The sequence below is a fragment of the Lutibacter maritimus genome (genome assembly GCF_900116115.1).
In the GTDB taxonomy this organism is placed as follows: domain Bacteria; phylum Bacteroidota; class Bacteroidia; order Flavobacteriales; family Flavobacteriaceae; genus Lutibacter; species Lutibacter maritimus.
The window spans coordinates 380,632-404,344 of record NZ_FOZP01000003.1 but is presented as its reverse complement, the minus strand read 5'-3'; the positions used below and the strand labels follow the sequence as shown (position 1 = coordinate 404,344).

At 28.8% G+C, this 23,713-nt stretch carries 28 protein-coding genes; 12 read left to right on the top strand and 16 right to left on the bottom strand.

The genetic code is table 11. From position 1 onward, the window contains the following. Positions 1-40: 40 nt before the first annotated feature. The 11 genes from pgi to BM335_RS07160 form a co-directional block, all read right to left on the bottom strand. On the bottom strand, positions 41-1,618 hold the full coding sequence (pgi, locus tag BM335_RS07210; protein ID WP_090224806.1) for a glucose-6-phosphate isomerase: 1,578 nt from the start codon (positions 1,616-1,618) through the stop codon (positions 41-43). A gap of 3 nt (positions 1,619-1,621) precedes the next feature. Beyond that, positions 1,622-2,884, bottom strand: coding sequence for a peptidoglycan DD-metalloendopeptidase family protein (locus tag BM335_RS07205; protein WP_090224804.1), 1,263 nt, complete (start codon positions 2,882-2,884; stop codon positions 1,622-1,624). 59 nt (positions 2,885-2,943) lie between these two features. Next, positions 2,944-3,741: a DUF3108 domain-containing protein gene (locus BM335_RS07200; protein WP_090224802.1), complete on the bottom strand. Its 798-nt coding sequence runs from the start codon at positions 3,739-3,741 to the stop codon at positions 2,944-2,946. Positions 3,742-3,847: 106 nt separating this feature from the next. Beyond that, entirely contained in the window at positions 3,848-5,005 is a 1,158-nt protein-coding gene (gene hppD, locus BM335_RS07195; protein ID WP_090224799.1) for a 4-hydroxyphenylpyruvate dioxygenase, read from the bottom strand. Positions 5,006-5,016: 11 nt separating this feature from the next. Continuing rightward, entirely contained in the window at positions 5,017-6,177 is a 1,161-nt protein-coding gene (locus tag BM335_RS07190; protein ID WP_090224797.1) for a homogentisate 1,2-dioxygenase, read from the bottom strand. A gap of 307 nt (positions 6,178-6,484) precedes the next feature. Beyond that, complete coding sequence (locus BM335_RS07185) at positions 6,485-6,733, bottom strand: NifU family protein (protein ID WP_090224795.1); 249 nt, start codon at positions 6,731-6,733, stop codon at positions 6,485-6,487. 9 nt (positions 6,734-6,742) lie between these two features. Beyond that, a complete protein-coding gene (locus tag BM335_RS07180) occupies positions 6,743-7,867 on the bottom strand; it encodes an Mrp/NBP35 family ATP-binding protein (protein WP_090224793.1) in 1,125 nt (374 codons plus the stop codon). Between the two features lie 107 nt (positions 7,868-7,974). Continuing rightward, positions 7,975-8,313: an MGMT family protein gene (locus BM335_RS07175; RefSeq protein ID WP_090224791.1), complete on the bottom strand. Its 339-nt coding sequence runs from the start codon at positions 8,311-8,313 to the stop codon at positions 7,975-7,977. Continuing rightward, entirely contained in the window at positions 8,310-8,924 is a 615-nt protein-coding gene (locus tag BM335_RS07170) for a LysE family transporter (RefSeq protein WP_090224788.1), read from the bottom strand. The genes BM335_RS07175 and BM335_RS07170 overlap by 4 nt, the downstream gene beginning before the upstream one ends. Before the next feature lie 5 nt (positions 8,925-8,929). Beyond that, the gene (gene trmB, locus BM335_RS07165) at positions 8,930-9,601 is read right to left on the bottom strand and encodes a tRNA (guanosine(46)-N7)-methyltransferase TrmB (protein ID WP_090224786.1); all 672 of its coding nucleotides are present in this window, start codon (positions 9,599-9,601) and stop codon (positions 8,930-8,932) included. A gap of 48 nt (positions 9,602-9,649) precedes the next feature. After that, the gene (locus tag BM335_RS07160) at positions 9,650-9,847 is read right to left on the bottom strand and encodes a DUF6341 family protein (protein ID WP_090224783.1); all 198 of its coding nucleotides are present in this window, start codon (positions 9,845-9,847) and stop codon (positions 9,650-9,652) included. Positions 9,848-9,887: 40 nt separating this feature from the next. Here BM335_RS07160 and BM335_RS07155 point away from each other — a divergent pair, with 40 nt between their 5' ends. Next, positions 9,888-10,811 carry a hypothetical protein gene (locus tag BM335_RS07155; RefSeq protein WP_090224781.1) on the top strand — a complete coding sequence of 308 codons (924 nt, stop codon included), beginning with the start codon at positions 9,888-9,890 and terminating at the stop codon, positions 10,809-10,811. On the opposite strand, the gene upp is transcribed toward BM335_RS07155, so the two are convergent. Beyond that, entirely contained in the window at positions 10,806-11,456 is a 651-nt protein-coding gene (upp, locus tag BM335_RS07150) for a uracil phosphoribosyltransferase (protein WP_090224778.1), read from the bottom strand. The genes BM335_RS07155 and upp overlap by 6 nt on opposite strands. A gap of 64 nt (positions 11,457-11,520) precedes the next feature. Beyond that, positions 11,521-12,549, bottom strand: a complete 1,029-nt coding sequence (locus tag BM335_RS07145) for a glycosyltransferase family 9 protein (protein ID WP_245780631.1) — start codon at positions 12,547-12,549, stop codon at positions 11,521-11,523. Between the two features lie 130 nt (positions 12,550-12,679). Between BM335_RS07145 and BM335_RS07140 the strand changes: the two genes are divergently transcribed. The 6 genes from BM335_RS07140 (at position 12,680) to BM335_RS07115 (ending at position 17,702) form a co-directional block, all read left to right on the top strand. Next, a complete protein-coding gene (locus BM335_RS07140) occupies positions 12,680-13,537 on the top strand; it encodes a YicC/YloC family endoribonuclease (protein ID WP_090224776.1) in 858 nt (285 codons plus the stop codon). 11 nt (positions 13,538-13,548) lie between these two features. Continuing rightward, positions 13,549-14,121, top strand: coding sequence for a guanylate kinase (gene gmk, locus BM335_RS07135; RefSeq protein ID WP_090224773.1), 573 nt, complete (start codon positions 13,549-13,551; stop codon positions 14,119-14,121). Next, positions 14,122-14,703 carry a nicotinate (nicotinamide) nucleotide adenylyltransferase gene (nadD, locus tag BM335_RS07130; protein ID WP_090224770.1) on the top strand — a complete coding sequence of 194 codons (582 nt, stop codon included), beginning with the start codon at positions 14,122-14,124 and terminating at the stop codon, positions 14,701-14,703. Between the two features lie 84 nt (positions 14,704-14,787). Beyond that, entirely contained in the window at positions 14,788-15,657 is an 870-nt protein-coding gene (locus BM335_RS07125; RefSeq protein WP_090224768.1) for a M23 family metallopeptidase, read from the top strand. A gap of 3 nt (positions 15,658-15,660) precedes the next feature. Next, positions 15,661-17,157, top strand: a complete 1,497-nt coding sequence (locus BM335_RS07120; RefSeq protein ID WP_090224765.1) for a GH3 auxin-responsive promoter family protein — start codon at positions 15,661-15,663, stop codon at positions 17,155-17,157. Next, positions 17,154-17,702 carry an MOSC domain-containing protein gene (locus BM335_RS07115; protein ID WP_090224763.1) on the top strand — a complete coding sequence of 183 codons (549 nt, stop codon included), beginning with the start codon at positions 17,154-17,156 and terminating at the stop codon, positions 17,700-17,702. The genes BM335_RS07120 and BM335_RS07115 overlap by 4 nt, the downstream gene beginning before the upstream one ends. A gap of 68 nt (positions 17,703-17,770) precedes the next feature. On the opposite strand, the gene mscL is transcribed toward BM335_RS07115, so the two are convergent. Genes mscL through BM335_RS07100 form a run of 3 tightly spaced genes read right to left on the bottom strand, consistent with a single transcriptional unit; the run spans position 17,771 to position 19,952 of the window. Next, complete coding sequence (mscL, locus tag BM335_RS07110; protein WP_218157811.1) at positions 17,771-18,175, bottom strand: large-conductance mechanosensitive channel protein MscL; 405 nt, start codon at positions 18,173-18,175, stop codon at positions 17,771-17,773. Positions 18,176-18,235: 60 nt separating this feature from the next. Then, a complete protein-coding gene (gene alr / locus BM335_RS07105) occupies positions 18,236-19,345 on the bottom strand; it encodes an alanine racemase (protein WP_090224758.1) in 1,110 nt (369 codons plus the stop codon). Next, positions 19,335-19,952: a thymidine kinase gene (locus BM335_RS07100; protein ID WP_090224755.1), complete on the bottom strand. Its 618-nt coding sequence runs from the start codon at positions 19,950-19,952 to the stop codon at positions 19,335-19,337. The genes alr and BM335_RS07100 overlap by 11 nt, the downstream gene beginning before the upstream one ends. Before the next feature lie 179 nt (positions 19,953-20,131). Between BM335_RS07100 and BM335_RS07095 the strand changes: the two genes are divergently transcribed. From BM335_RS07095 to BM335_RS07075, 5 genes are all read left to right on the top strand, one after another. After that, positions 20,132-20,893, top strand: a complete 762-nt coding sequence (locus BM335_RS07095; protein WP_090224753.1) for a hypothetical protein — start codon at positions 20,132-20,134, stop codon at positions 20,891-20,893. A 6-nt stretch (positions 20,894-20,899) separates the two neighbouring features. Continuing rightward, positions 20,900-21,535 carry a hypothetical protein gene (locus tag BM335_RS07090; RefSeq protein ID WP_090224750.1) on the top strand — a complete coding sequence of 212 codons (636 nt, stop codon included), beginning with the start codon at positions 20,900-20,902 and terminating at the stop codon, positions 21,533-21,535. An 18-nt stretch (positions 21,536-21,553) separates the two neighbouring features. Next, positions 21,554-22,555, top strand: a complete 1,002-nt coding sequence (locus tag BM335_RS07085; RefSeq protein WP_090224748.1) for a DNA adenine methylase — start codon at positions 21,554-21,556, stop codon at positions 22,553-22,555. After that, positions 22,552-23,154 (top strand): DUF4254 domain-containing protein, encoded by a 603-nt coding sequence (locus tag BM335_RS07080; protein WP_090224745.1) that lies wholly within the window; start codon positions 22,552-22,554, stop codon positions 23,152-23,154. Before BM335_RS07085 ends, BM335_RS07080 begins: the two co-directional genes overlap by 4 nt. Positions 23,155-23,216: 62 nt before the next feature. Beyond that, the gene (locus BM335_RS07075; protein ID WP_090224743.1) at positions 23,217-23,690 is read left to right on the top strand and encodes a DUF4252 domain-containing protein; all 474 of its coding nucleotides are present in this window, start codon (positions 23,217-23,219) and stop codon (positions 23,688-23,690) included. The last annotated feature ends 23 nt before the right edge of the window (positions 23,691-23,713 follow it).

Genomic DNA, 23,713 nt, shown 5'->3' with positions numbered 1-23,713 from the left:
TAGAAATTGTTAAAAACTCAATGAGAAATTTTGTTTTATATTATAAGTTGCTTGTTTTTAGGTATTTATTTGCTAATTCTTTACCAAGCTCAACACCAAACTGATCAAAACTGTATATATTCCAGATAATTCCTTGTACAAAAATTTTGTGTTCGTAAAAAGAAATTAGACTTCCTAAAGTTTTTGGTGTTAATTTATTAATAAGAATTGAGGTACTTGGTTTGTTTCCTTCAAACACTTTATATGGTAATAATGTTTCAATTTCATCCATTTTACCAGCTGTTTTTAAATCTAAATGCGCTTCTTCTTTTGTTTTACCTTCTGCTAATGCTTGTGTTTGCGCAAAAAAGTTAGCCATTAGTTTATTGTGGTGGTCTTTATCTCCATATAAAGATTCTTTAAAGCCAATAAAATCTGCTGGTATTAATTTGGTTCCTTGGTGCAATAATTGCATAAAAGCATGTTGAGAATTTGTACCCGGAGCTCCCCAAATAATGTTTCCAGTTTGGTAATTTACTCTGTTTCCATTTCTATCCACACTTTTACCGTTGCTTTCCATAATTGCTTGTTGTAAGTATGGCGCTAGTTTACTTAAATATTGTGAGTATGGTAAAATTACTTCAGATTCTGCATGAAAGAAATTTGTATACCAAATTCCAATAAGGCTTAAAATTACTGGAGCGTTTTTTTCAAAAGGTGTATTTTTAAAATGTTCATCCATTTCAAAAGCACCAATTAGTAAATTGTTGAAATTTTCAAAGCCAACTGCTAAACTAATTGTAAGTCCTACAGTGCTCCATAAAGAAAAGCGTCCGCCAACCCAATCCCACATTGGAAAAATATTATCGTTTGCAATTCCAAATTCACTTACGTTTTTTAAATTGGTTGAAACTGCCACAAAATGTTTTGGCACATCATTTTGAGAAGCGGATTTTAAAAACCAGTTTTTTATAGTTGTTGCATTTGTAAGTGTTTCTTGTGTTGTAAAAGTTTTTGAAACAATTACAAATAAGGTAGTTTCTGGGTTTAAGTTTTTGATAACTTCTTGTACGTGGTCGCCATCAATATTAGATACAAAATGAACATTTAAGTGATTTTTGTAGTATTTTAAAGATTCTACCACCATATCTGGTCCTAAATCTGAACCTCCAATACCAATATTAACAACATCTGTAATTGATTTATTAGTATAACCTTTCCATTCTCCCGAAACAACTTTATTAGTAAATGCTTCCATTTTATTTAAAGCTGCTTTTACATCGGGCATAATATTTACGCCATCTGTAATAATTTCATTTGCAGACTGATTTCTTAAAGCGGTATGCAATACTGCTCTTCCTTCAGTTTTATTAATTTTTTCACCAGAAAAATAGGCGTCCATTGCACCTTTTAAATCTACTTCGTTCGCTAATTCTAATAAGTATTTTAATGTTTCTTCAGTAATTCTATTTTTTGAGTAGTCAAATTCAAATTCATTAAAATTAATTGTGAATTTGTTTTTTCTATCAGCATCATTATTAAATAATGATTTTAAATGGATATTGTTAGTTGCATTGTAATGTGCTGTAAGTTGTTGCCAAGCTTTTGTTTCAGTTGGGTTTACGTTCTTCATGGTCATAATCTAAGTATTTAATTCTTCTTGTTCGGTTGAAGGTTTTTCTGTTATTTTTGGATATTTTAATGAATCTAAAATCTTTTTTAAAGGCTCAATATGTTTAAAATATGCTGGTTTTAATGCTGTTTTAAGAGGTTCGGATGTTGGTAATTTTTCTTTTAAAGGATCTACTTGCACACCATTTTTCCAAAATCGATAACAAACATGAGGTCCAGAAGTGTTTCCTGTCATTCCTACATAACCAATTACATCACCTTGTTTTACATATTGGCCAACTTTTACAGCTCTTTTACTCATGTGTAAATACTGTGTGGTGTATGTGCCGTTATGTTTTACTTTTACGTAATTTCCGTTACCACCTTTGTATTGTGATTCTATTACGGTTCCGTTGGCGGTACTCATAATTGGAGTTCCAACTGGGCCTGCAAAATCAGTTCCTTTATGCGGTCTTACACGATTTCCGTAAAAAGCAATTCTTCTGTTTAAATTAAAACGTGAGGTAATTCTTTTAAATTCTAGAGGAGCTTTTAAAAATTGTCTTCTTAAATTATTAGCTTCAAAATCGTAATAATCAGAAATGTTTTTTATAGAATCTGTGGTGAATTTAAATGCATAAAAGGGTTTTCCAACATGCTCAAAATAAGCGCCTTTTATTTTTCCAATACCAACAGGAATGGTATCGTTAATGTAATGTTGTTCGTAAATTATTTTGAATTTATCATTTTTTTGAAGTCTAAAAAAGTCAATAGTCCAAGCGTAAATATCTGATAAATCATAGGCTAAATATAAGTTTAAGCCTTGTTCATCCATTGCATTTGATAAATTACTTGTAATTACACCTGAAGCGGTTTTTATTTCAGTTCTAATGGGTTTAGATTTATTATGAGCCACTGGAATTGAATCTCTAAAATCTATAACAGTATAGTTTACTTGTGAATGTTGATAGATAAAAACCTGCGCTTGTTCTGTAGAATCTTTTTTTGCTAAAATTGTGTAAGGTTTACCAGCTTTCATGGTACGCACATTAAAAGTGTCGCGCACTGTATTCACAATTTCTAATATTTTAGCATATTCAATATGATTTTTTAATAAAATATCACTAAAAATTTCTCCAGATTTTATAGTGTCGTTAATTACTTTATAATTATTTAATGTAAAACCAAATTCATTAATAATTTTTGGTTCAGGAACTACAATACTTGCTTGCTGAGGATCATTTTTACAAGCGATAAAAAGAACGAGAGAAATTAGCGTAATAAATTTTTTCAATTTGTTAGGTTTAAAAATTTTAAATATGATAAAAAATAAAACGCGAAAATACAATTTAATTATTTAAAAATAATGTTAAAAGGGTTGGCTAATCCTTTAAAAGCATCTAAATCGGCTCTTAAAGATCCTACAGCTAAATTTGCTTTGATAAGTAAAGGAATTTTGTTTGCATCATCACTTACCCAAACTGTTACACTTTCTTGTTCTTTAAAAACACGACCAGCTTGCACTAATGGTCTGAAAGCTATTGCTTTTACTTTTCCAAACTTTGTTTTTATGGTTTCTTTTTCTAAAAATTGTAATTTAAAAACAGTTATTTCATCATCCATAAACATTTGTAATTCTATATTATCACCTTTTTTTAAATTTGAAATTTCTTGATTTCTTAAAAAGTAAAGGGCTGACAACATGTCTTGAATGTCGCTACTTATTGGATGTTTTTCAACAGTTTTATGTTTGTAGTTGTTTACGGTTGCTAATTGTGTATCATGGTCAAAAAATATTTCTTGATCTTTGGTGTAACCACCTTCATTAATTTTTCTAATAAAGCGGTATGGTTTTAAAGATTCTTTATACATAAAGGTTTGGTAATCATCTTCAACTTTAAAAAATAAACTTACAAGTCCAGTTGATTTACCTTTGCCTATAATATGAAAAGCTTCTTTTCCATTGTTATTGGTTCCTTTAACTTCAATAGTAGAATAGCCAGCATTTAAAAAATTACTATAACTCATTCTGAATCTTAGCCATTCACCTGCCTTAAATGCCGATTTTTTTTCTGGAATCACCGTTTTAACCGATTGTCCAAAGGAAACGGTTGTAATAAATAGGGTAATTAATAGTATTAATTTTTTCATTTAGTAGTTAAATAGTTCATAATTAATAGTAAAAATACAAGAACTGTTCCAAAAATAGTGAAAAGCTTAACAATAGTTGTTAAGCTTTTATTAATTAATGAGCTATTTATAGTGTTCCTCGGCGTTCTTGCTCTGCTTCAATAGATTCAAATAAGGCTTTAAAATTTCCTTTTCCAAAAGATTGTGCGCCTTTTCTTTGAATTATTTCAAAAAACAATGTAGGTCTGTCAGTGACAGGTTTGGTAAAAATTTGTAATAAATATCCTTCATCATCTCTATCAACTAAAATTCCCAGTTCTTTTAATTCGGCTAAATTTTCATCAATGTCGCCAACTCTATCCATTACAGTATCATAATAAGAACCTGGGACATATAAAAATTCAACACCGCGTTTGGTCATTTCTTTTACGGTTTCTAAAATATTGTTTGTTGCAACGGCTATATGTTGAATTCCTGGACCATTATAAAAATCTAAATATTCTTCAATTTGAGATTTTTTTATTCCTTCAGCTGGTTCATTTATTGGAAATTTCACACGACCATTTCCGTTGGTCATAACCTTGCTCATTAAAGCAGTATATTGGGTTGAAATATCTTTATCATCAAAAGTAATAAGATTTGCAAACCCCATAATTTCATTATAAAATTTTGCCCAAATGTTCATTTCGTTCCAGCCTACATTTCCAACCATATGATCAATATAACGTAAACCTACATTTGTAGGATTGTGGGTAGATTGCCATTTTTCAAACTTTGGAAGAAAAACTCCGTTGTAATTTTTACGTTCTACAAAAACGTGAACAGTATCACCATATGTATGAATTCCTGAGCGAATTACTTCACCATTTTTATCACTTTCTTTGGTTGGTTTTAAATAAGATTTTGCACCTCTTTTTGTAGTTTCATCCCAAGCTTTTACAGCATCTTCTACCCAAAGTGCCACAACTTTAACACCATCACCGTGTGTTGAAATATGTTCAAAAATTTCTTTATTATTTGCATTTGGCATTGGTGTTGTTAAAACCAATCTTATTTTATCTTGCACTAATACGTAACTGGTTCTATCGGTTAAACCAGTTTCTAAACCTGCGTAGGCTAATGACTGAAAACCAAAAGCAGTTTTGTAATAATGTGCTGCTTGTTTGGCGTTGCCTACATATAGTTCTACATAATCGGTTCCTAAAAGCGGTAAAAAATCTTCAGCTTCTGAAAATATTTTTTCTAAACCGTAATTAAAATTTTGTTTATTTTTTAAATCTGACATTTTTCTTTAATTTAATGGGTTAACCAAGATTTGTAATAATCATCTACCTCTAATTTTAAAGCCTCTTCAGTTATCATTATAGGTTTAAAAGGGTCAATCATAACTGCTAATTCTTCCGTAGCTTTTTTTCCGACACTTCTTTCAATTGCTCCGGGATGAGGTCCATGTGGTATACCGCCAGGATGCAAGGTTATTTGTCCTTTTTCAATATTATTTCTACTCATAAAATCGCCATCAACATAATATAAAATTTCTTCAGAATCTATATTGCTATGGTGGTAAGGTGCAGGAATTGATTTAGGGTGATAATCGTACATTCTTGGCACAAAGGAACAAATTACAAAGCCGGCGGCTTCCCAGGTTTGATGAATTGGCGGAGGCATATGAATACGCCCAGTTATAGGTTCAAAATCATGAATTGAAAACGCGTAAGGATAATTAAAACCATCCCAACCAACTACATCAAATGGATGGTTTTCATAAATATATTCCCATAAAACATCTTGTTTTTTAATTAATATTTTAAAATTTCCTTTTTCGTCAAAAGTTTGAAGGTTGGTTGGTAATTTAAAATCACGCTCACAAAATGGCGCATGTTCTAACAATTGTCCAAAATTATTGCGGTACCGTTTTGGAGTTACAATTGGACTAAATGATTCAACATACAATAATCTGTTTTCTTCTGAATCAAAATCTATTTGATAAATAGTTCCTTTTGGTATAATTAAATAATCGCCATATTCAAATTGAATATTTCCATACATTGTTTTTAAAGTTCCAGAACCAATGTGCACAAAAAGCATTTCATCGGCATCAGCATTTTTATAAAAATAATCTTTTGAAAATTCTTTTGGAGCAGCCAAACCAATGTGTAAATCTTTATTTACAAACAGTGTTTTTCTGCTTTCTAAATAATCTTTTTCTGGTTGTAATGAAAACCCTTTAAAACTTAAGGCTTTCATATTTTTTTCAATAGCAATTTTTGGAGTAACATTTTTCAGTTCTTTTATTTCAGAAACTACTGTTGGCGGATTAATATGATAAATTAACGATGACATACCAACAAATCCGGCAGTACCAAATAATTCTTCTTGGTACAAACCTCCTGTTGGTTTTTCAAATGTTGTATGTCGTTTAGGTGGTATTTTACCTAATGAATAATATCTAGGCATAAATTAAAATTTTTAGTTATTAGTATTCCCAAAAAAGGGAGAAAGTTGACTTTCAATAAATCCACCTAGGAGTAAAAAGGGGAGTAGGTTGGATTATTAATATTAAAGATACACATTTATTTTTATACATAAATGGGTATGTAAACTACTGAAATTATTCAGGGTTTCTTTTAATTAAGAATTTAAGATGCGCTAATAATTCAGTAAAAATAGTTGTCATTATTACAAATATATACTTTTTTTTGAAAGCTATAGAAATAAAAAAGAGCGACTTAAGTCGCTCTTTTTTATTTATTTTAGTTAAAAACTAAAAACTAATACCATTTATTTCAATCACTCTTTTAATTTGTGGAGCGTGTCTTTTAATAGTAGCTTCAACACCGTTTTTAAGTGTCATTTGATTTACAGAACAACCCAAACAAGCGCCTTCTAATTGAACACTTACAGTATCGTCGGTAATATCAACTAATGAAATATTTCCTCCATCAGCTTCTAAATAAGGACGTATTTCTTGTAAGGCATTTTCTACATTTTGTTTTAGTTCGTCTGCTGTCATATATATATGTTATTTTGTGCTACATCCACTCATAGTTGTAATTCTAACTATTTCTGTTGGTGGTAAATCTGTATTTCTTTTTACTAATTGTGATAGTGTATTTTTAGTAATTTCAGCAAAAGCATTTTCTAAAGGAGTGTTGTCTTGTAATGCTACAGGATGTCCAACATCACCAGCTTCTCTAATACTTTGCACTAAAGGAACTTCGCCTAAAAATGCAGTACCAATATCTTCTGCTAAATTTTTTGCACCATCTTTTCCAAATATATAATATTTATTGTTTGGAAGTTCGGCAGGTGTAAAATAACTCATGTTTTCAACAATACCTAAAACAGGAACATTAATGTTTTCTTGTTTAAACATGGCAACTCCTTTTTTAGCATCAGCCAAAGCAATGTTTTGTGGAGTACTAACAATTACCGCACCTGTTACTGGAACAGATTGTACTATTGATAAGTGAATATCGCCAGTTCCTGGAGGTAAATCAATTAATAAGAAATCTAAATCGCCCCAATGTGCATCAAAAATCATTTGATTTAATGCTTTTGAAGCCATTGCTCCACGCCAAATAACAGCCTGATTTGCATCAGTAAAAAATCCTAAGGATAATATTTTTACGCCGTAACTTTCAATAGGTTGCATTTTTGAACGACCATCAATTTCAATTGATAAAGGTCTTGCGTTTGCAACATCAAACATTAAGTGTGTTGACGGTCCGTAAACATCAGCATCTAAAATACCAACTTTAAAGCCCATTTTTTGTAATGAAACTGCCATATTTGAAGTAATGGTAGATTTTCCTACACCACCTTTTCCTGAAGCAATTGCAATAATATTTTGAATTCCAGGTACTTTTGGTTTTTCTGGTTTAAAAGGTTCGTTTTTTGTATCTGAAGTCACGTTTACTTTTACATCGGCTTTTACATCAATTTCTTGATGAATTGCTTTCATAATTTCAACTTCAATTTTCTTTTTTGCTTGTAATGAAGGGTTTGCAATAGTTACATCAACAATAATTTCTTTGTCAAAAGTTACTATATTTTTTACTGCGCCGCTTTCAATTAAACTCTTACCTTCACCAGGTGCTGTAATGGTTTCAAGGGCTTTTGTTATATCATTTTTATTGTATGCCATGTTGTTTATATAAAATCATTCTAAACAACAAAGATACAGAGTTCTGTTGAATAATTAAAGAGGCTAATTAAAAACTAATATTGAAGTGGTTTTTAAAATTAAAATATTTAAAGAATTGGCAGTTCTTTTGAAGGATCCCAAAAAACGGTTTCGAAGTTTTGAATTTGATTTTCTTTAATTATAACACCTTCACTTTCAAGTAATTGTTGCATTAAATTAGTGCCATCAAAATGATGTTTGCCAGTTAATAAACCTTTTCTATTTACAACTCTATGTGCAGGAATATCATTATTATTGTGTGAGGCATTCATTGCCCAACCAACCATTCTGGCAGAACGAGCTGCTCCTAAATACGTTGCAATGGCTCCATAACTAGTTACTCTGCCAAAAGGAATTTGAGCAGCAACTTCATATACTTTTTCAAAAAAATTTATAGATTCTTTCAATTGAATATTCTAATTAATGCAATAAGGGCAATTATACCCGTAATAATTCCTAAAAAAATATTCAAATTTCTGGCTAGAAGTCCAATTTTCTGTTGAATAATTTTTGCTGAATTATTGTATATACTTAAAAGTACAAATGTTCCTACACTTGATCCTATAACAAATACTAAAATACTAATTTGTGAAAAATCTAAATAACCATAAGAATTTAAAGCAGCTCCAACACTGCAATAATAAGGAATTGCTAAAAGGTTTAAAGATGCTAAAATTAAACCAAGTGTAAAAGTGTTTTTAATTTTTGATTTTTTAATTTTTTGAGTTTTTTTCTCTTTAATACCCTTATAAAGAAAGTAAATAGATAGTAAGCTAAATAATACAAAACCAATGGATTGCAAAGAAGCTTCTATATTAGATTTACTATGAATGTAGTTTGTGAAAATTAGTGAAAAATACGTTTGAATAAATATGATGATTGAAACGCCCAAAGCAAAATTGTAACTTTTTTCTTTTCCTTTTTCTAAACTTATTTTTAAAGATGTTAAATTTAATAATCCAGGAGGCGTTGCCGCTACAAACGAGGTAAGAAAACCTAAAATAAATTGTAGCGCCATGAATATTAATATTTAAGTCTAAATTGAATGTAAGTTATAGGTTTTTCTAGCTCTAAGTATTGACTTTCGTAAAACGTTTTTGTTGAAATTACTTCTTGCGGAGAATGGAAATTTTTGTAAATATCATGATGTGCGTATAAAATTTCATGACCTTCACCGTGTAATAATCCCAATGTATAGCCGTGCATAAATTCACTATCGGTTTTTAAATTTACAATACCATCAGATTTTAAAATATGATGATATTTTTTTAAAAATTCTTGATTTGTTAATCTATGTTTTGTTCTGGTATATTTTATTTGAGGGTCAGGGAAAGTTATCCAAATTTCGGTAACCTCATTTTTGTTGAATAACAAATCTATCAATTCAATTTGTGTACGGATAAAAGCTACGTTTGGTAAATTTTCTTCAATTGCAGTTTTTGCGCCTCGCCAAAATCGTGCACCTTTTATATCAATACCAATATAATTAATAGTTGGATTTTTACGAGCCAAAGCAATAGTATATTCGCCTTTACCGCAACCAAGTTCTAAAATAATTGGATTGTTATTATTAAAATGAGTTTGCCAATTCCCTTTTAAGGGAAAGCCTTCAATAACCTCTTCTCGAGTTGGTTGAATTACATTTGGAAATGTTTCGTTTTCACGAAATCTTTTCAATTTATTTTTGCTTCCCACAGTTTTTTGGGTTTTGTTAAAAGGAAAGAGCGTTTGTAACGAATATAATTATTCGTTTCCTGCTTTTTTGTATTTTCTTATTTCTCCCATCCAATAAAAAAATGCAATAAAAGTAATTACAATAAATATCCAGCTTATGGTACTTTGTAACCACCAATTATCCATTGATCTTAATTCGTTAAATGGAGTAAATAAAACGTTTGTAAAAAAATCACCAATCGCTTTAAAAATATTGTTTGCAATCATATCTTAATTATATTTACAGGCAAAAGTATAAAATATAGTAATGATAGCAAATTTTTTTAGTAAAAGTAAGCCAGTTCATGTTTTTAACTTAGTAATACTGTTGTTTTTATATTACATAGTTGCTAGTGTTATTTCTTTTCCAGAGGAGTTTTTGTGGTTATATTTTATTAAAAAAGCTGCTTTTTTCTTGTGTTTCATTATATTTCTTGTTGTTACTAATTTTATTATAAAAAGAAACAATTTAACGTTAGATAATTTATATGGCTTGTTAATTATTGTTTTATTATTTGGTACATTTAAAGAAACAATGTTTAATAATAAAATTCTTTTTTCAAATTTATTGTTGCTTTTTAGTTATCGAAAAATTTATAGTATTAAATCGGGTTTAAATATTTCAAAAAAATTATTTGATGCCGCTTTTTGGGTTGGTGTGGCAACAATTATTTATCCGCATAGTATTTTATATGTTTTTTTAATTTTTATTGCCATTATAATTTATCAAAAAATTTATTTTAAAAACTTTATAATACCTTTTATTGGTTTAATAATTCCAATTTTTTTGTTTTTTACTTATAATTTTTATTATGACAAGATGGATGCTTTTTACAGTATTTTTAAACTTAATTTAGGGTTAGATTTTACGGTTTACAATCAAATGCAATTTTTAATACCAATTACATTATTAATAACTATTACAATGTGGTCTTTAGTAGTGGTAAGCCCTAAAATAGTGTTGGTGAGTAACAATTTAAGAATGTCATGGAATATATTAATTAACCAATTAATAGTGGCAAGTGTAGTTGTTTTTATAGCGCCTTTAAAAGATGGTTCTGAACTATTTTTTCTGCTGTTTCCGTGTGCAATAATTACTGCAAATTTTTTACAAAAAAGTCAATCATCAAATTTTAAAAATCTGATTTTGTATTTGTTTTTTGTAATTTCAATAAGTGTTTATTTTTTATAATTTTCCACCAAATGCTAAGTCTCCAGCATCACCTAAACCAGGAACAATATAACCGCGATTGTTTAATTTTTCATCAACAGTAGCAATCCATAGTTTTGTTTCTTTTGGAAGATTTTTTTGAATATATTCAATACCTTCATTAGAACCAATTACACAAGCAACGTGAATTTCTTTTGGTGTTCCATGTTTTTTTAAGCCTTCAAAAACACTTACTAAAGATTGGCCAGTTGCTAACATTGGGTCAGCTAAAATTAACGTTTTACCTTCTAAACTTGGTGAAGCAAAATATTCAACTTTAATTTCAAAATCGGTTTCGTTAAGGTGTTTTCTGTAAGCTGATATAAAAGCATTTTCAGCATCATCAAAATAATTTAATAAGCCAGTATGTAAAGGAAGTCCTGCTCTTAAAATGGAACATAAAACAATGTCTTTTTTATGAGTTTCCATTATTTTTGTCCCTAAAGGTGTTGGAACTGTGTTTTTTTCGTAGTATAAAGATTGACTAATTTCATATGCTAAAATTTCACCAATACGTTCAATATTTCTTCTAAATCTTAAAGAATCTTTTTGAATGTTAATATTTCTAATTTCTGAAATGAATTTATTTAAGATAGATTTTTTTGAATCAAGGACGTTGACAAGCATGTTTGTAAAATTTTTACAAAAATAACTATTATAATTATAAAATTAGATACTTAATTTCGATATTTTATTGAATGATTTTTTTTACTATTTCTAAAGGAAGAATACTTCGCATTACATCTTCATAACCTTCGCAAACTTTATTTCCATATATTGAACATGGTATGTTTGGGTATTTTTTTAAATCTGGTAAAATAGCATTTTCAAATGGTTGGTTAAAAGGAGCAAACCCAGTAAATGGATGTGTAATTCCCCAAACAGTGAAAGTGTTTATGCCTAACATAGCAGCAAAATGTGCGTTTCCAGAATCCATACTTAACATTTTGTCAAGGTTAGAAATTAAAATAAGTTCTTGATCTAACTTTATTTTTCCAGCAATATTAATAGTATTTGGATATTTAGTGGCTATACTTTCTAAAATTTCAACCTCTTTTTGCCCACCACCAAATAATAGAATTTTCATATTTTCCTGTTTTGATATTTCAGAAATTACTTGTTCCATTAAATCTATTGGGTACATTTTTGAAGCATATTGTGCAAAAGGTGCTATACCAATCCAAGTAGTTGTTTTTTCTCCTGTAATTTTAATTATTTCTGGAGTCAGTTTTATTTTTTCAGGAAAAGTAGGATTAGCAATATTTAATGAAAACCCTAAATTTCTAAAAACATCAGCATAGCGTTCATGGGTTGTTTTTAGTTGTTTAAAAATTTTATTTTTAGTTGCGGTTAATGCTTTTTTTTCTACTCTACCTTTATTTATAAAAGCAACTTTAGTATTAGATAATTTAAAAAAAGTCCGTAAAATTTTAGAACGTAAAACATTGTGCAAATCTGCAACAGCATCAATATTAAGCAATTTAAGCTCTTTATAAAGTTTGTAAATTCCAAAAAAGCCTTTGTGTTTTCCGTTTACTTCAGCTGCATAAAAAGTAACATTCTCTACATCATTAAACAAAGGTTTTAAAAATGGTTTAGATAAAACAGTTATTTTTAAGTTTGGATGTTGTTTAATTAATGCTCTTACAACAGGAACGGTCATGGCAACATCACCCATAGCAGATAATCTTATGACTAATAAATGCGTATTTTTTGTCAAAATAAGTTAATTTGGTTCAACAAAAATAAGCAAATGTTTTGGCAACAAAAATTTAAAAATAAGCTTACATAAATTTAAAAATCGCCACTTTTTAGAAAATGCTTAAATTTGCTTAAATATTCAAATTTACATGATACAATCAATGACCGGATACGGTAAAACCGTATTACAATTATCTACCAAAAAAATTACGATTGAATTAAAATCGTTAAATAGTAAAAATCTAGATTTAAATGTTAGAATTCCTTCGTACTACAGAGAAAAGGAGTTGGATATTCGTAAAAATTTAGCTGCCGTTTTAGAAAGAGGGAAAATAGATTTTTCTATATTTATTGAAGGAAATGGAGGTGAAGGATCATCAAAAATTAATGAAAATGTTGTAAAAGATTATATGAATCAACTACGAAATATTGTTGATTCTAACGAAGTTGAATTGTTAAAAATGGCAGTTCGATTACCAGATTCTTTAAAAACAGAACGTGAAGAAGTTGATGAAGAAGAATGGCATCAAATTGTTGAAGCAATTGCAGAAACAGTTGTGAAAATTAATAAATACAGATCAGACGAAGGTGAAGTGCTGCGCAATGATTTTATTTTAAGAATTTCAAATATTGAAAATTTATTAGAAAAAGTAATTGAAATTGATCCAGAAAGAATTGTTTTAGTAAAAGAAAAATTAAGAAAAGGAATTGCTGAATTGGAAGTAAAAATAGATGAAAATAGATTTGAGCAAGAAATCATTTATTATATTGAAAAATTAGATATTACCGAAGAAAAAGTACGATTAAAAAACCATTTAGAGTACTTTAAAAAAGAATTAAGCACCAATGATTCTAACGGTAAAAAATTGGCATTTATAACCCAAGAAATTGGAAGAGAAATAAATACCATTGGATCAAAATCTAATTACGCGGATATGCAAAAATTAGTGGTGCAAATGAAAGATGAGTTAGAAAAAATTAAAGAACAAAGTTTAAACGTTTTATAAAATTGAAAACAATGAATACCAAAGGCAAACTCATTGTTTTTTCAGCGCCATCGGGTTCTGGTAAAACAACTATTGTAAGGCATTTATTGCAAATGCCAGAACTTGAATTAGATTTTTCAATTTCAGCAACATCAAGAGGAAGTAGGGGAATTGAAATACACGGTAAAGATTATTATTTTATTTCAGCTGAAGAATTTCAAAAGCACATAAAAAATGATGCTTTTATTGAGTATGAAGAGGTTTATACCAATAATTATTATGGCACATTAAAAGAAGAAGTAGAGCGCATTTGGAAACAAGGAAAACACGTAATTTTTGATATTGATGTTGTTGGTGGTTTAAATATAAAAAAGAAATTTCCAGAACAAACGTTGGCAATTTTTGTACAACCACCATCTATTGAAGAAATGGAGAAAAGGTTAAGAGGAAGAAAAACAGATAGCGAAGAAAAAATACAAGAACGCGTAGCAAAAGCTGAAAAAGAATTAAAATATGCTAAAGATTTTGATGTTATTTTAGTGAATGATAATTTAGAAGAAGCAAAAGAAAAAGCATATAAATTGGTTAAAAATTTTATAAAATAAATGAAAGTTGGATTGTTTTTTGGCACTTTTAATCCCATTCATATTGGGCATTTAATAATTGCGAATTATATGGCTGAATTTTCTGATTTAGAGGAGATTTGGTTTGTAATTACACCACAAAGTCCATTCAAACAAAAAAAATCAATGCTTAGTAATCATCATAGATTGGCCATTGCAAATATTGCGGTTGATGACTATCAAAAATTAAAAACATCTGACATAGAATTTAAATTACCGCAGCCAAATTATACTATTAATACATTAATTCATATTGAAGAAAAATACCCAGAACATCAATTTTGTTTAATTATGGGTGAAGACAATTTAAAGGGATTTCATAAATGGAAAAATTACGAAACTATTGTTCAAAATTACGAGTTATATGTGTATCCAAGAATTTCTGATGGAACAACAGATAGTCAGTTTTTAAATCATCCAAAAGTACATAGAGTAGCTGCGCCAATTGTAGAAATTTCATCAACTTTTATTAGAAAATCTATAAAAAATAACAAAAACATACAGCCAATGTTACCTGAAAAGGTTTGGAATTATATTGATGAAATGAACTTTTATAAAGCATAACTTTAGCGAAGTTTTAACAGTCACGGAATTTTATGTTGAAATTTAATTAACGATATTTCGTTGTATATTTGTTTTAATTAAAATATGGCCAAAAAGAAAAATAATAAAGGACGGATTCGAAAAAAATTATTTAATAAATACCGCTTGGTAATTTTAAATGAAGATACTTTTGAAGAAAAACTAACGTTCAAATTAACACGTTTAAATGTGTTTGTTTTTGGTGGGTTGTTTTCCATATTATTAATTGTTGGTACTACATATTTAATAGCTTTTACAGGTTTAAAAGAATACATTCCTGGTTATTCTTCAACAAAATTAAAAAAAGAAGCTACACATTTAGTGTATAAAGTAGACTCTTTACAACAAGTATTAGATGTAAATAATTTGTACATTTCTAAAGTAAAAGAATTGCTTACTGGTAAAATATCTGAAGTAATGTTTGATAGAGATTCTGTAATGCAATCCGTTCAATATAATAAGGATAGTATGAATTTGGCTCCGAGTGATCAAGATTTAGAATTTAGATCAGAAATTGAACGAATTGACAGATTTAGTATTTTTGATGAAGCAATAAAGGACACAGAAGTAGTGTTTTTTGCGCCTGTTGTTGGTACGCTGTCAGATGGTTACAGTCCAAAAGCAAAACATTTTGCAGTAGATATTGCCGTTGAAATGAACACACCCGTAAAATCTATTGCCGATGGAACTGTTATTTTTGCAGAATGGACAGCAACTACAGGCCATGTAATAATTATTGAACATAATAACGGATTTATTTCGGTGTATAAACACAATACATCACTTACCAAAGAACAAGGCGATTTTGTGCAATCTGGTGAAGTAATTGCTTCTGCTGGAAATGCAGGAGAGTTTAGTACTGGCCCACATTTGCATTTTGAATTATGGAGCGAAGGTTATCCAGTAAATCCAACCTATTATATTGATTTTGAATAAGTAATGAACATTAAATCTATTTTAGCAAAACCTTATGCAAAACTTGTAGCTTTAAAAGTATATAAGCAAAGCAAAAATGCCATTGAAGTGCAGGAAAAAGTATTTAAAAAACTCATTAAACTAGCACAAAATACTGAGTTTGGTAAAGATCATCATTTTTCTGAAATAAAAACGTATGAGAATTTTAAACAGCACGTTCCTATTGCTGATTATGAAGACATTAAACCATATATTGAAAAAGTAATTAATGGTGAACAAGATATTTTATGGAAAGGAAAACCATTATATTTTGCTAAAACATCAGGCACAACTTCAGGCACAAAATACATACCTCTTACAAAAGAATCCATGCCAACCCATATTGAATCGGCTAAAAATGCACTTTTAATGTATATAAATGAAACAAAAAAAGCTGATTTTTTAGGTGGTAAGGTTATTTTTTTACAAGGAAGTCCGGAGTTAAAAGAAAAAAACGGAATTAAAATTGGACGTCTTTCAGGAATTTCAGCACATTACGTTCCAAGTTATTTAACTAAAAACAGATTGCCAAGTTGGGAAACCAATTGTATTGAAGATTGGGAAACTAAAGTTGAAGCTGTTATTGATGAAACCATTCATGAAAATATGACTTTAATTGGTGGAATTCCTTCGTGGGTGCAAATGTATTTTGAACGAATAGTTGCCAGAACAGGTAAAAAAGTAGGAGAGGTTTTTCCAAACTTCAATTTGTTTGTGTATGGTGGCGTAAACTATGAACCTTACAGAAATAAATTCGAAAATTTAATTGGAAGAAAAGTTGACGCTATTGAGTTATATCCAGCTTCTGAAGGATTTATTGCGTATCAAGATTCTCAAAAAGAAGAAGGAATGTTGTTAGCCATTAATAACGGAATTTTTTATGAATTTATTCCTGCGGATGAGTTTTTTAATGAAAATCCAACAAGAATTTCATTAAAAGATGTAAAATTAGATATTAATTATGTCATTATTTTAAATACCAATGCAGGTTTGTGGGGATATAATATTGGCGATACTATAAAGTTTGTTTCATTGAATCCACCAAGAATTGTAGTTTCTGGCAGAATAAAACATTTTATTTCGGCTTTTGGTGAACACGTTATTGGAAAAGAGGTAGAAGATGCTATAAATAATCAAACTATAAATACAAAAATCACTGTAAACGAATTTACTGTAGCACCACAAATTTCGCCAGAAACAGGATTACCTTATCACGAATGGTTTATAGAATTTGGTAATAAACCAGATAATTTAGAAGATTTTGCTTTAAAAGTAGATAAAGCGCTTCAAGAAAAAAATAGTTATTATTATGATTTAATTGTTGGTAAAATTCTTAGACCCTTAAAAATAACATTAATTGAAAAAGGTGGTTTTAATAATTATATGAAATCGGTTGGTAAATTAGGCGGACAAAATAAAGTACCACGATTAGCAAATGACAGAAAAATTGCAGATGAACTTATAAAATTTGAAGAAAAATGAAAGTAATTTCAGCAAATTTAGGCGAAAAGAAAGTACTAAATTACAAAGGGAAAAGTATTGAAACAGGTATTTTTAAATTTCCTGTTGATGAAGCTATTTTTTTAGGAGAAAAAGATGTTGTAGGTGATGCAGTTATTGATAGAAGATATCATGGTGGTATAGAAAAAGCAGTGTACGGATATTCTGAAAATCATTATGACTATTGGAAAAGTTTGTATCCAAATTTAGATTGGAAATACGGAATGTTTGGTGAAAACTTAACAATTTCTAATTTAGAAGAAACAGAAATTTATGTTGGAGATACTTATGAATTGGGTGAAGTTATTTTAGAAGTTACTAAACCAAGAGATCCTTGTTATAAATTAGGTTTGCGTTTTGGAACACAAAAAGTAGTAAAACAATTTTGGAATTCTACAAAAAGTGGTATTTATTTTAAAGTGCTACAAACCGGAAATGTGAAAAAAGGGGATGTTATGGTTTTAATTAAAAAAGCAACAAATTCTCCCACAATTGCTGAAGTTTATAAAACACAAAAGGAAAAATAATAACATAAAAAAAGGTTCGCAATCGCGAACCTTTTTAGTATTAAAGAAAGTTTGGTTAAAATTCTTTATTATTTTTTTGCTAGTAAATCTCTAATTTCAATTAGTAAATCTTCTTGAGAAGGTCCTTTTGGTGCTGCAGGAGCAGGAACTTCTTTCTTTTTAGTTTTATTGATAGCTTTTATCATCATAAACATTACAAATGCCACAATAATAAAATCGATAAGGTTTGTTAAAAATTCACCGTATAATACAGCAACTTCACTAGTTACTGCTCCAGCTTCATCCATAACTCCTTCATTAATTACGTATTTTAAATCTTTAAAGTCTGATTTAAAAATTAGACCAATAAGTGGAGAAACTATTCCACCTGTAAATGAAGAAACAATTTTGTTAAAGGCAGCACCCATAACAAAACCTACTGCAATGTCAACAAGGTTTCCCTTCATTGCAAAATCTTTAAATTCTTTTAACATTCCCATTTAATTGTTGTTTTTGGTTAATGGTTGCTAATTTAATAAAAAAATACAATTGCATTAACATTTTTTTAACACTCTTTTTACGCGTTGCGAAATTGCTGTTAACAATTCATATGGAATAGTATTTGTATTTTTTGATAATGTTTCTATATGTTGTTGATTTTTGTAAACAATTACTTCATCACCTTCATTACAAGGTATTCCAGTAATATTTACCATAATTACATCCATACAAACGTTTCCAACAATAGGTGCTTTTTGGTTATTTATGTAAACAAAACCAACACCTTTTCCAAATTGTCTAGAAATTCCGTCAGCGTGACCAATAGGTATTGTGGCAGTTTTTGTGGTTTTTTCAGCAATAAAAGATCTGTTATAACCTAAACTTTCTCCTTTTTCTATAGTATGAATTTGAGAAATTACCGATTTTAAAGTAAGTACATTTTTTAGTTTTGCTGTTTCATTTTTGTCGTTTCCAAAACCGTACAATCCAATGCCTAAACGTACCATTTCAAACTGAGCTTCTTCTGCGTAATTAATAATTCCAGAAGTATTTAGCATATGTTTAAAAGGAACATTTTTTAATTGTGGAATTAATTCATCGGCAATAGCTTTAAAATCGTTTATTTGTTGCAATGTAAAAGCGCGTTCGTTTAAATCTTCACTAGCTGCAATATGAGAAAATATAGATTTTATATAAACTTCATCCTGATTTTTCACTAACGAAACAATCTCGGAAATATCCTTTTTATTAAAACCTAATCGGTTTAAACCAGTATTAAATTTTAAATGAATTGGAATATTTTTTAGCTTTTCGGATTTTACAATTTCTAACAAAGATTTTAATATTCCAACGGAATACATATTTGCTTCTAAATTGTATTCAATAATTTTTAAAATATTGCTTTTTTGCGGATGTAAAACTAAAATAGGTGTTTTTACGCCGGCGTTTCTAAGTGCAATTCCTTCATCTGTATAAGCAACTGCAAAATAATCTACATTAGGTTCTAAATATTTTGCAATTTTTTGTGCATCGCTACCGTAACCAAAAGCTTTTACAACAACCAAAACTTTGGTACTTTTTTTTAATTTAGATTTAAAGTAATTTAAGTTGAAATCTATAGCGTTTAAATCTATTTCAAGCGTTGTAACATGGCTATTTTCCATTGTTATTTTGTTGGGCTTTTTTAATTTTTTCTTCTTGTATGGCTTTGTAATAAGCAGCTCTACTTAAAGGTTCGTATTCTTGAGTTTCACCCAATAAAACCAATTCTTCACTTGCCGCAGTTCTATGGCTATAATGTGCTAAATTTCCGGTTCTTGTACAAACTGCATGTACTTTAGTTACATATTCTGCAGTTGCCATAAGTGCAGGCATTGGCCCAAACGGATTTCCTTTAAAATCCATATCTAAACCAGCAACAATAACTCTAATTCCTCTGTTGGCTAAATCATTGCATACTGCTACAATTTGGTCATCAAAAAATTGCGCCTCATCTATGCCAACAACATCACAATCACTAGCTAAAATTCTAATATTTGAAGATGAAGGAACTGGTGTAGATCTAATTTCGTTGGCATCATGTGAAACTACTTTTTCATCATCATACCTAACATCAATAGCAGGTTTAAAAATTTCTACTTTTTGTTTTGCAAACTGGGCGCGTTTTAATCTGCGAATAAGCTCTTCTGTTTTACCAGAAAACATTGAGCCGCAAATAACTTCTATCCAGCCAAATTGTTCGGTATGATTTACTGTATTTTCAAGAAACATTTTGTAAATTCACGCTTGAAAGGTTATTGTAATTTTTTAGTTTTAATTTAAATGATTAAAAAAATAGTGATTATTTTTTTACATTCGTTATAAATTAATTCAAAGCTGAAATATTCAATTTTGAGCCTTACAAATTTAGAGAAAAATTATTCATCAAAAATCATTTAACAAATCAACTTATGCACAAAAAATTAGAAGCTGAATTAGTGAGTCTGGCACACAGCATTTTAAAAATGGAAAATAAAGATGATGTACAAGTTTTGCATAAAAAAGCACAAGAAATTTATGAAAAACTATCTGTTTTAAAGTTTGTTGATGAATTTTTAGATGTAAAACCAACAGCAGTTGAAACTAACAAAGAAGTTGTTTTAGAAGAAGAAGTTGAAATAACTGAAAAAGTTGTTAAAAAGGAAACTGAAATAACAATTGAATTAGAAGAAATAAATAACGATGAAATTGTTTTTGAACCTGAGCAAAAGGAGGTGATTTCAGAAGAAGTAATAGAAGAAATATTTGAAACAAAACAGGTTTTTGTAAAAGACGATGAAAAAGACTTACCATCTTTACAAATTTCTTTAGAAGAAGAATTTAAAGATGCTATTTCTGCTGATATTGCTACTAATTTATTTGAAAAAGTAACAAAAGAAACTCCTATAGTAGAAAATATTTCAACTGAAGAAATAAAAAAACGCTCTTTAAATGATGCATTATTTAACAAAAATATTCAAGTTGGTTTAAATGACAGAATTGCTTTTGTAAAATATTTGTTTGACGGAAGTCAGGAAGATTTTAACAGAGTTTTATCGCAATTAAATTCATTTACAGAATTACAGGAAGCCATTTCATTTTTAAATGATTTTGTAAAACCAGATTATAATTGGCAAAATAAAGAAGAATACGAAAACAGATTGATGGATTTAATAGAACGTAAATTTTCATAAACGTACATGAACTATGAATTGCTAGAAAAAGAATTAAAAAAAAGATTAAAATTTGATTATAATTGGGGGAGAAAACAAACTAATAAACTAGATGTTGAAACCAATTTTATTTACAAAATAAACACTTTTGATGCCGTTTTAAGTGAAATTGAAACTAGTTTTAAAAACAGTTTAAATTTTACGGAACTTAAAAACTATGCTTTAAACCGATGGTTTAATTTTTGGTCAGCAAAAGGAGTTGAAGCTATTTTTTGCGAGCATGAAAATGTACATCCGCATCAAAATTCAAAAGATAAATACACAGATTTTTTTGTAAATTCCATTCCTTTTGATCATAAAACTACAGTTTTTCCAGCAGGTTTTAAAAAATCGATTCCATACGCTATTGAACACAAAAGAGAATTGATAGCATGGTTGTATAAAAACCAAAGTCAACAACAACGGAAGCATTTAAAAAACAGGTTATTTATTGTTTTAATTGATTTTAATGAACAAAATGAACATTGGAAATTAAAAGCCGAGATTTTATGGCTTCAAAAAATTATTTCAACATATTTAAGTACTTTTACGGAAGATAAATTAGAGACTTTTTACTTTCAAAATAACATTGTAAAATCCGATATTATTTGGGCAATAAAATAACCTCAAAAACTGTAACTATTGAATTATATAGGTTCTAAACATAAACTTTCATCGTTTTTAAAAAAGTCAATAACAAGTGTGGTTGGCAACGATTTATCGAACCTTGTTTTTTGTGATTTATTTGCTGGAACCGGAATTGTTGGTAGAAATTTTAAACCAATTGTAAAACAAGTTATAGCAAATGATGTGGAGTTTTATAGCTATGTGTTAAATAGAAATTACATAGGAAATTCAAAAATCATAGAAATTGATGAAAAATTAGTTTTCCTTAATAATTTAGAAGGAATAGAAGGATTTATATTTCAAAATTATTGCGAAAACGGATTGCAAAATAGGTTGTATTTTTCCGCTGAAAACGGAAAAAAAATTGATGCGATTCGTCAACAAATTGAGGAATGGAAAAACACGAATGAAATTTCTGATGATGAATATTTTTTCTTACTAGCTTCTTTAATAGAAAGTGCCGATAAAGTGGCAAATACAGCTTCAGTTTATGGTGCTTATTTAAAAAAGTTAAAAAAGTCTGCTCAAAAAAGGTTGGTTTTAAAACCTGCAAATTTTGACGTTAGCAAAAACGCTCATAAAGTTTTTAATGAAGATAGTAACCTGCTTATAAAAAAAATAAAAGGAGATATTCTGTATTTAGATCCGCCGTACAATGCACGTCAATATGGCTCAAATTACCACTTATTAAACACCATTGCTAAGTACGATTTGTTTGAGCCGCAAGGAAAAACCGGATTACGAAATTATTATCGCTCTGCATATTGCAAAAAAAATGAAGTTAAAAAATCTTTCGAAGAGTTAATTAAAAATGCTAACTTTACGTACGTTTTTTTAAGCTATAATAACGAAGGTTTAATGGCTGAAAATGAGGTTCGTACAATAATGGAAAAGTACGGAAAATACAGTTTAAAAACCACCAATTATCAACGGTTTAAAGCTGATAAAACAGAAAACAGAAACCATAAAGCAACTGCAACAGTTGAATATTTACATATTTTAGAAAAATTAGTATGAGTGCACAACAATACAACAAACTTTTTGATGAAGTTATAAAAAAATACCACGTTATTGATGACGTAGATCAACCATTTGAAAATCCTTATGATAAAAATTCATTTGAACATTTATTGTACAGAAAAAATTGGATTGACACCGTTCAATGGCATTATGAAGATATTATTCGTTTACCAGATATTAATCCGGTTGATGCTATTGTTTTAAAACGTAAAATTGATGCATCTAACCAAGATAGAACTGATATGGTTGAATTTATTGATAGTTATTTTTTAAATAAATTTAAAGATGTTAAAGTAAAAGAAGGCGCAAAAATCAATTCAGAAACGCCAGCTTGGGCAATTGATAGATTGTCTATTTTAGCGTTAAAAATTTATCATATGAAAGAAGAAGCAACTAGAGAAAGTGCTTCTGAAGCACATAGAGCAAAATGCCAAGAAAAGTTGAATGTTTTGTTAGAACAACGTGTAGATTTATCTACAGCTATTGACGATTTATTAAACGATTTTGCTGCTGGCGAAAAATATATGAAAGTTTATAAACAAATGAAAATGTACAACGATGAGGATACCAATCCAATGTTGTATTCAAAAAAATAATAATAATAATAATTAACGTTACATAAAAGGTGTTTATTCGTCATAGATTAAACACCTTTTTTATGAAAAATACTTTCCTAATTTTAGTAACAGTAGTATTGCTAACTTCTTGCGCATCAAAATCATCTTTTAATTCTTTTTATGCAGAGCATAAAGACGAATGTGATTTATCAATAAGTACTCCAGCCTTTTTTGCCAATTTATTTATTCCAAAAGATGATGTTAAGGAATATAAAAATTTGTTTAAAAATGTTAAACATTATAAAGTTATGATTTTTGAAAATGAAAAAGCATCACTTGATAAACAGTTTGATAAATTTATGAAACGAAAAAATTACGCTTCTATATTTAGAGTTAATAGTGATGGTGATCAAGTTCAATTGTATTTTTTAGAGAGCAAAAACACTATTAAAGAAGTTGTTTTAAAAATAAAAAGCGATGAAGATTTTGTAGTACTAGGTTTAAAAACCAATATTTCAGAAGATGATTTTAACAAATTAATGGAAAATTCGGATTTAAAATTAACGGGAATTTAGCTATAAAAAAAGCCATTTAAATA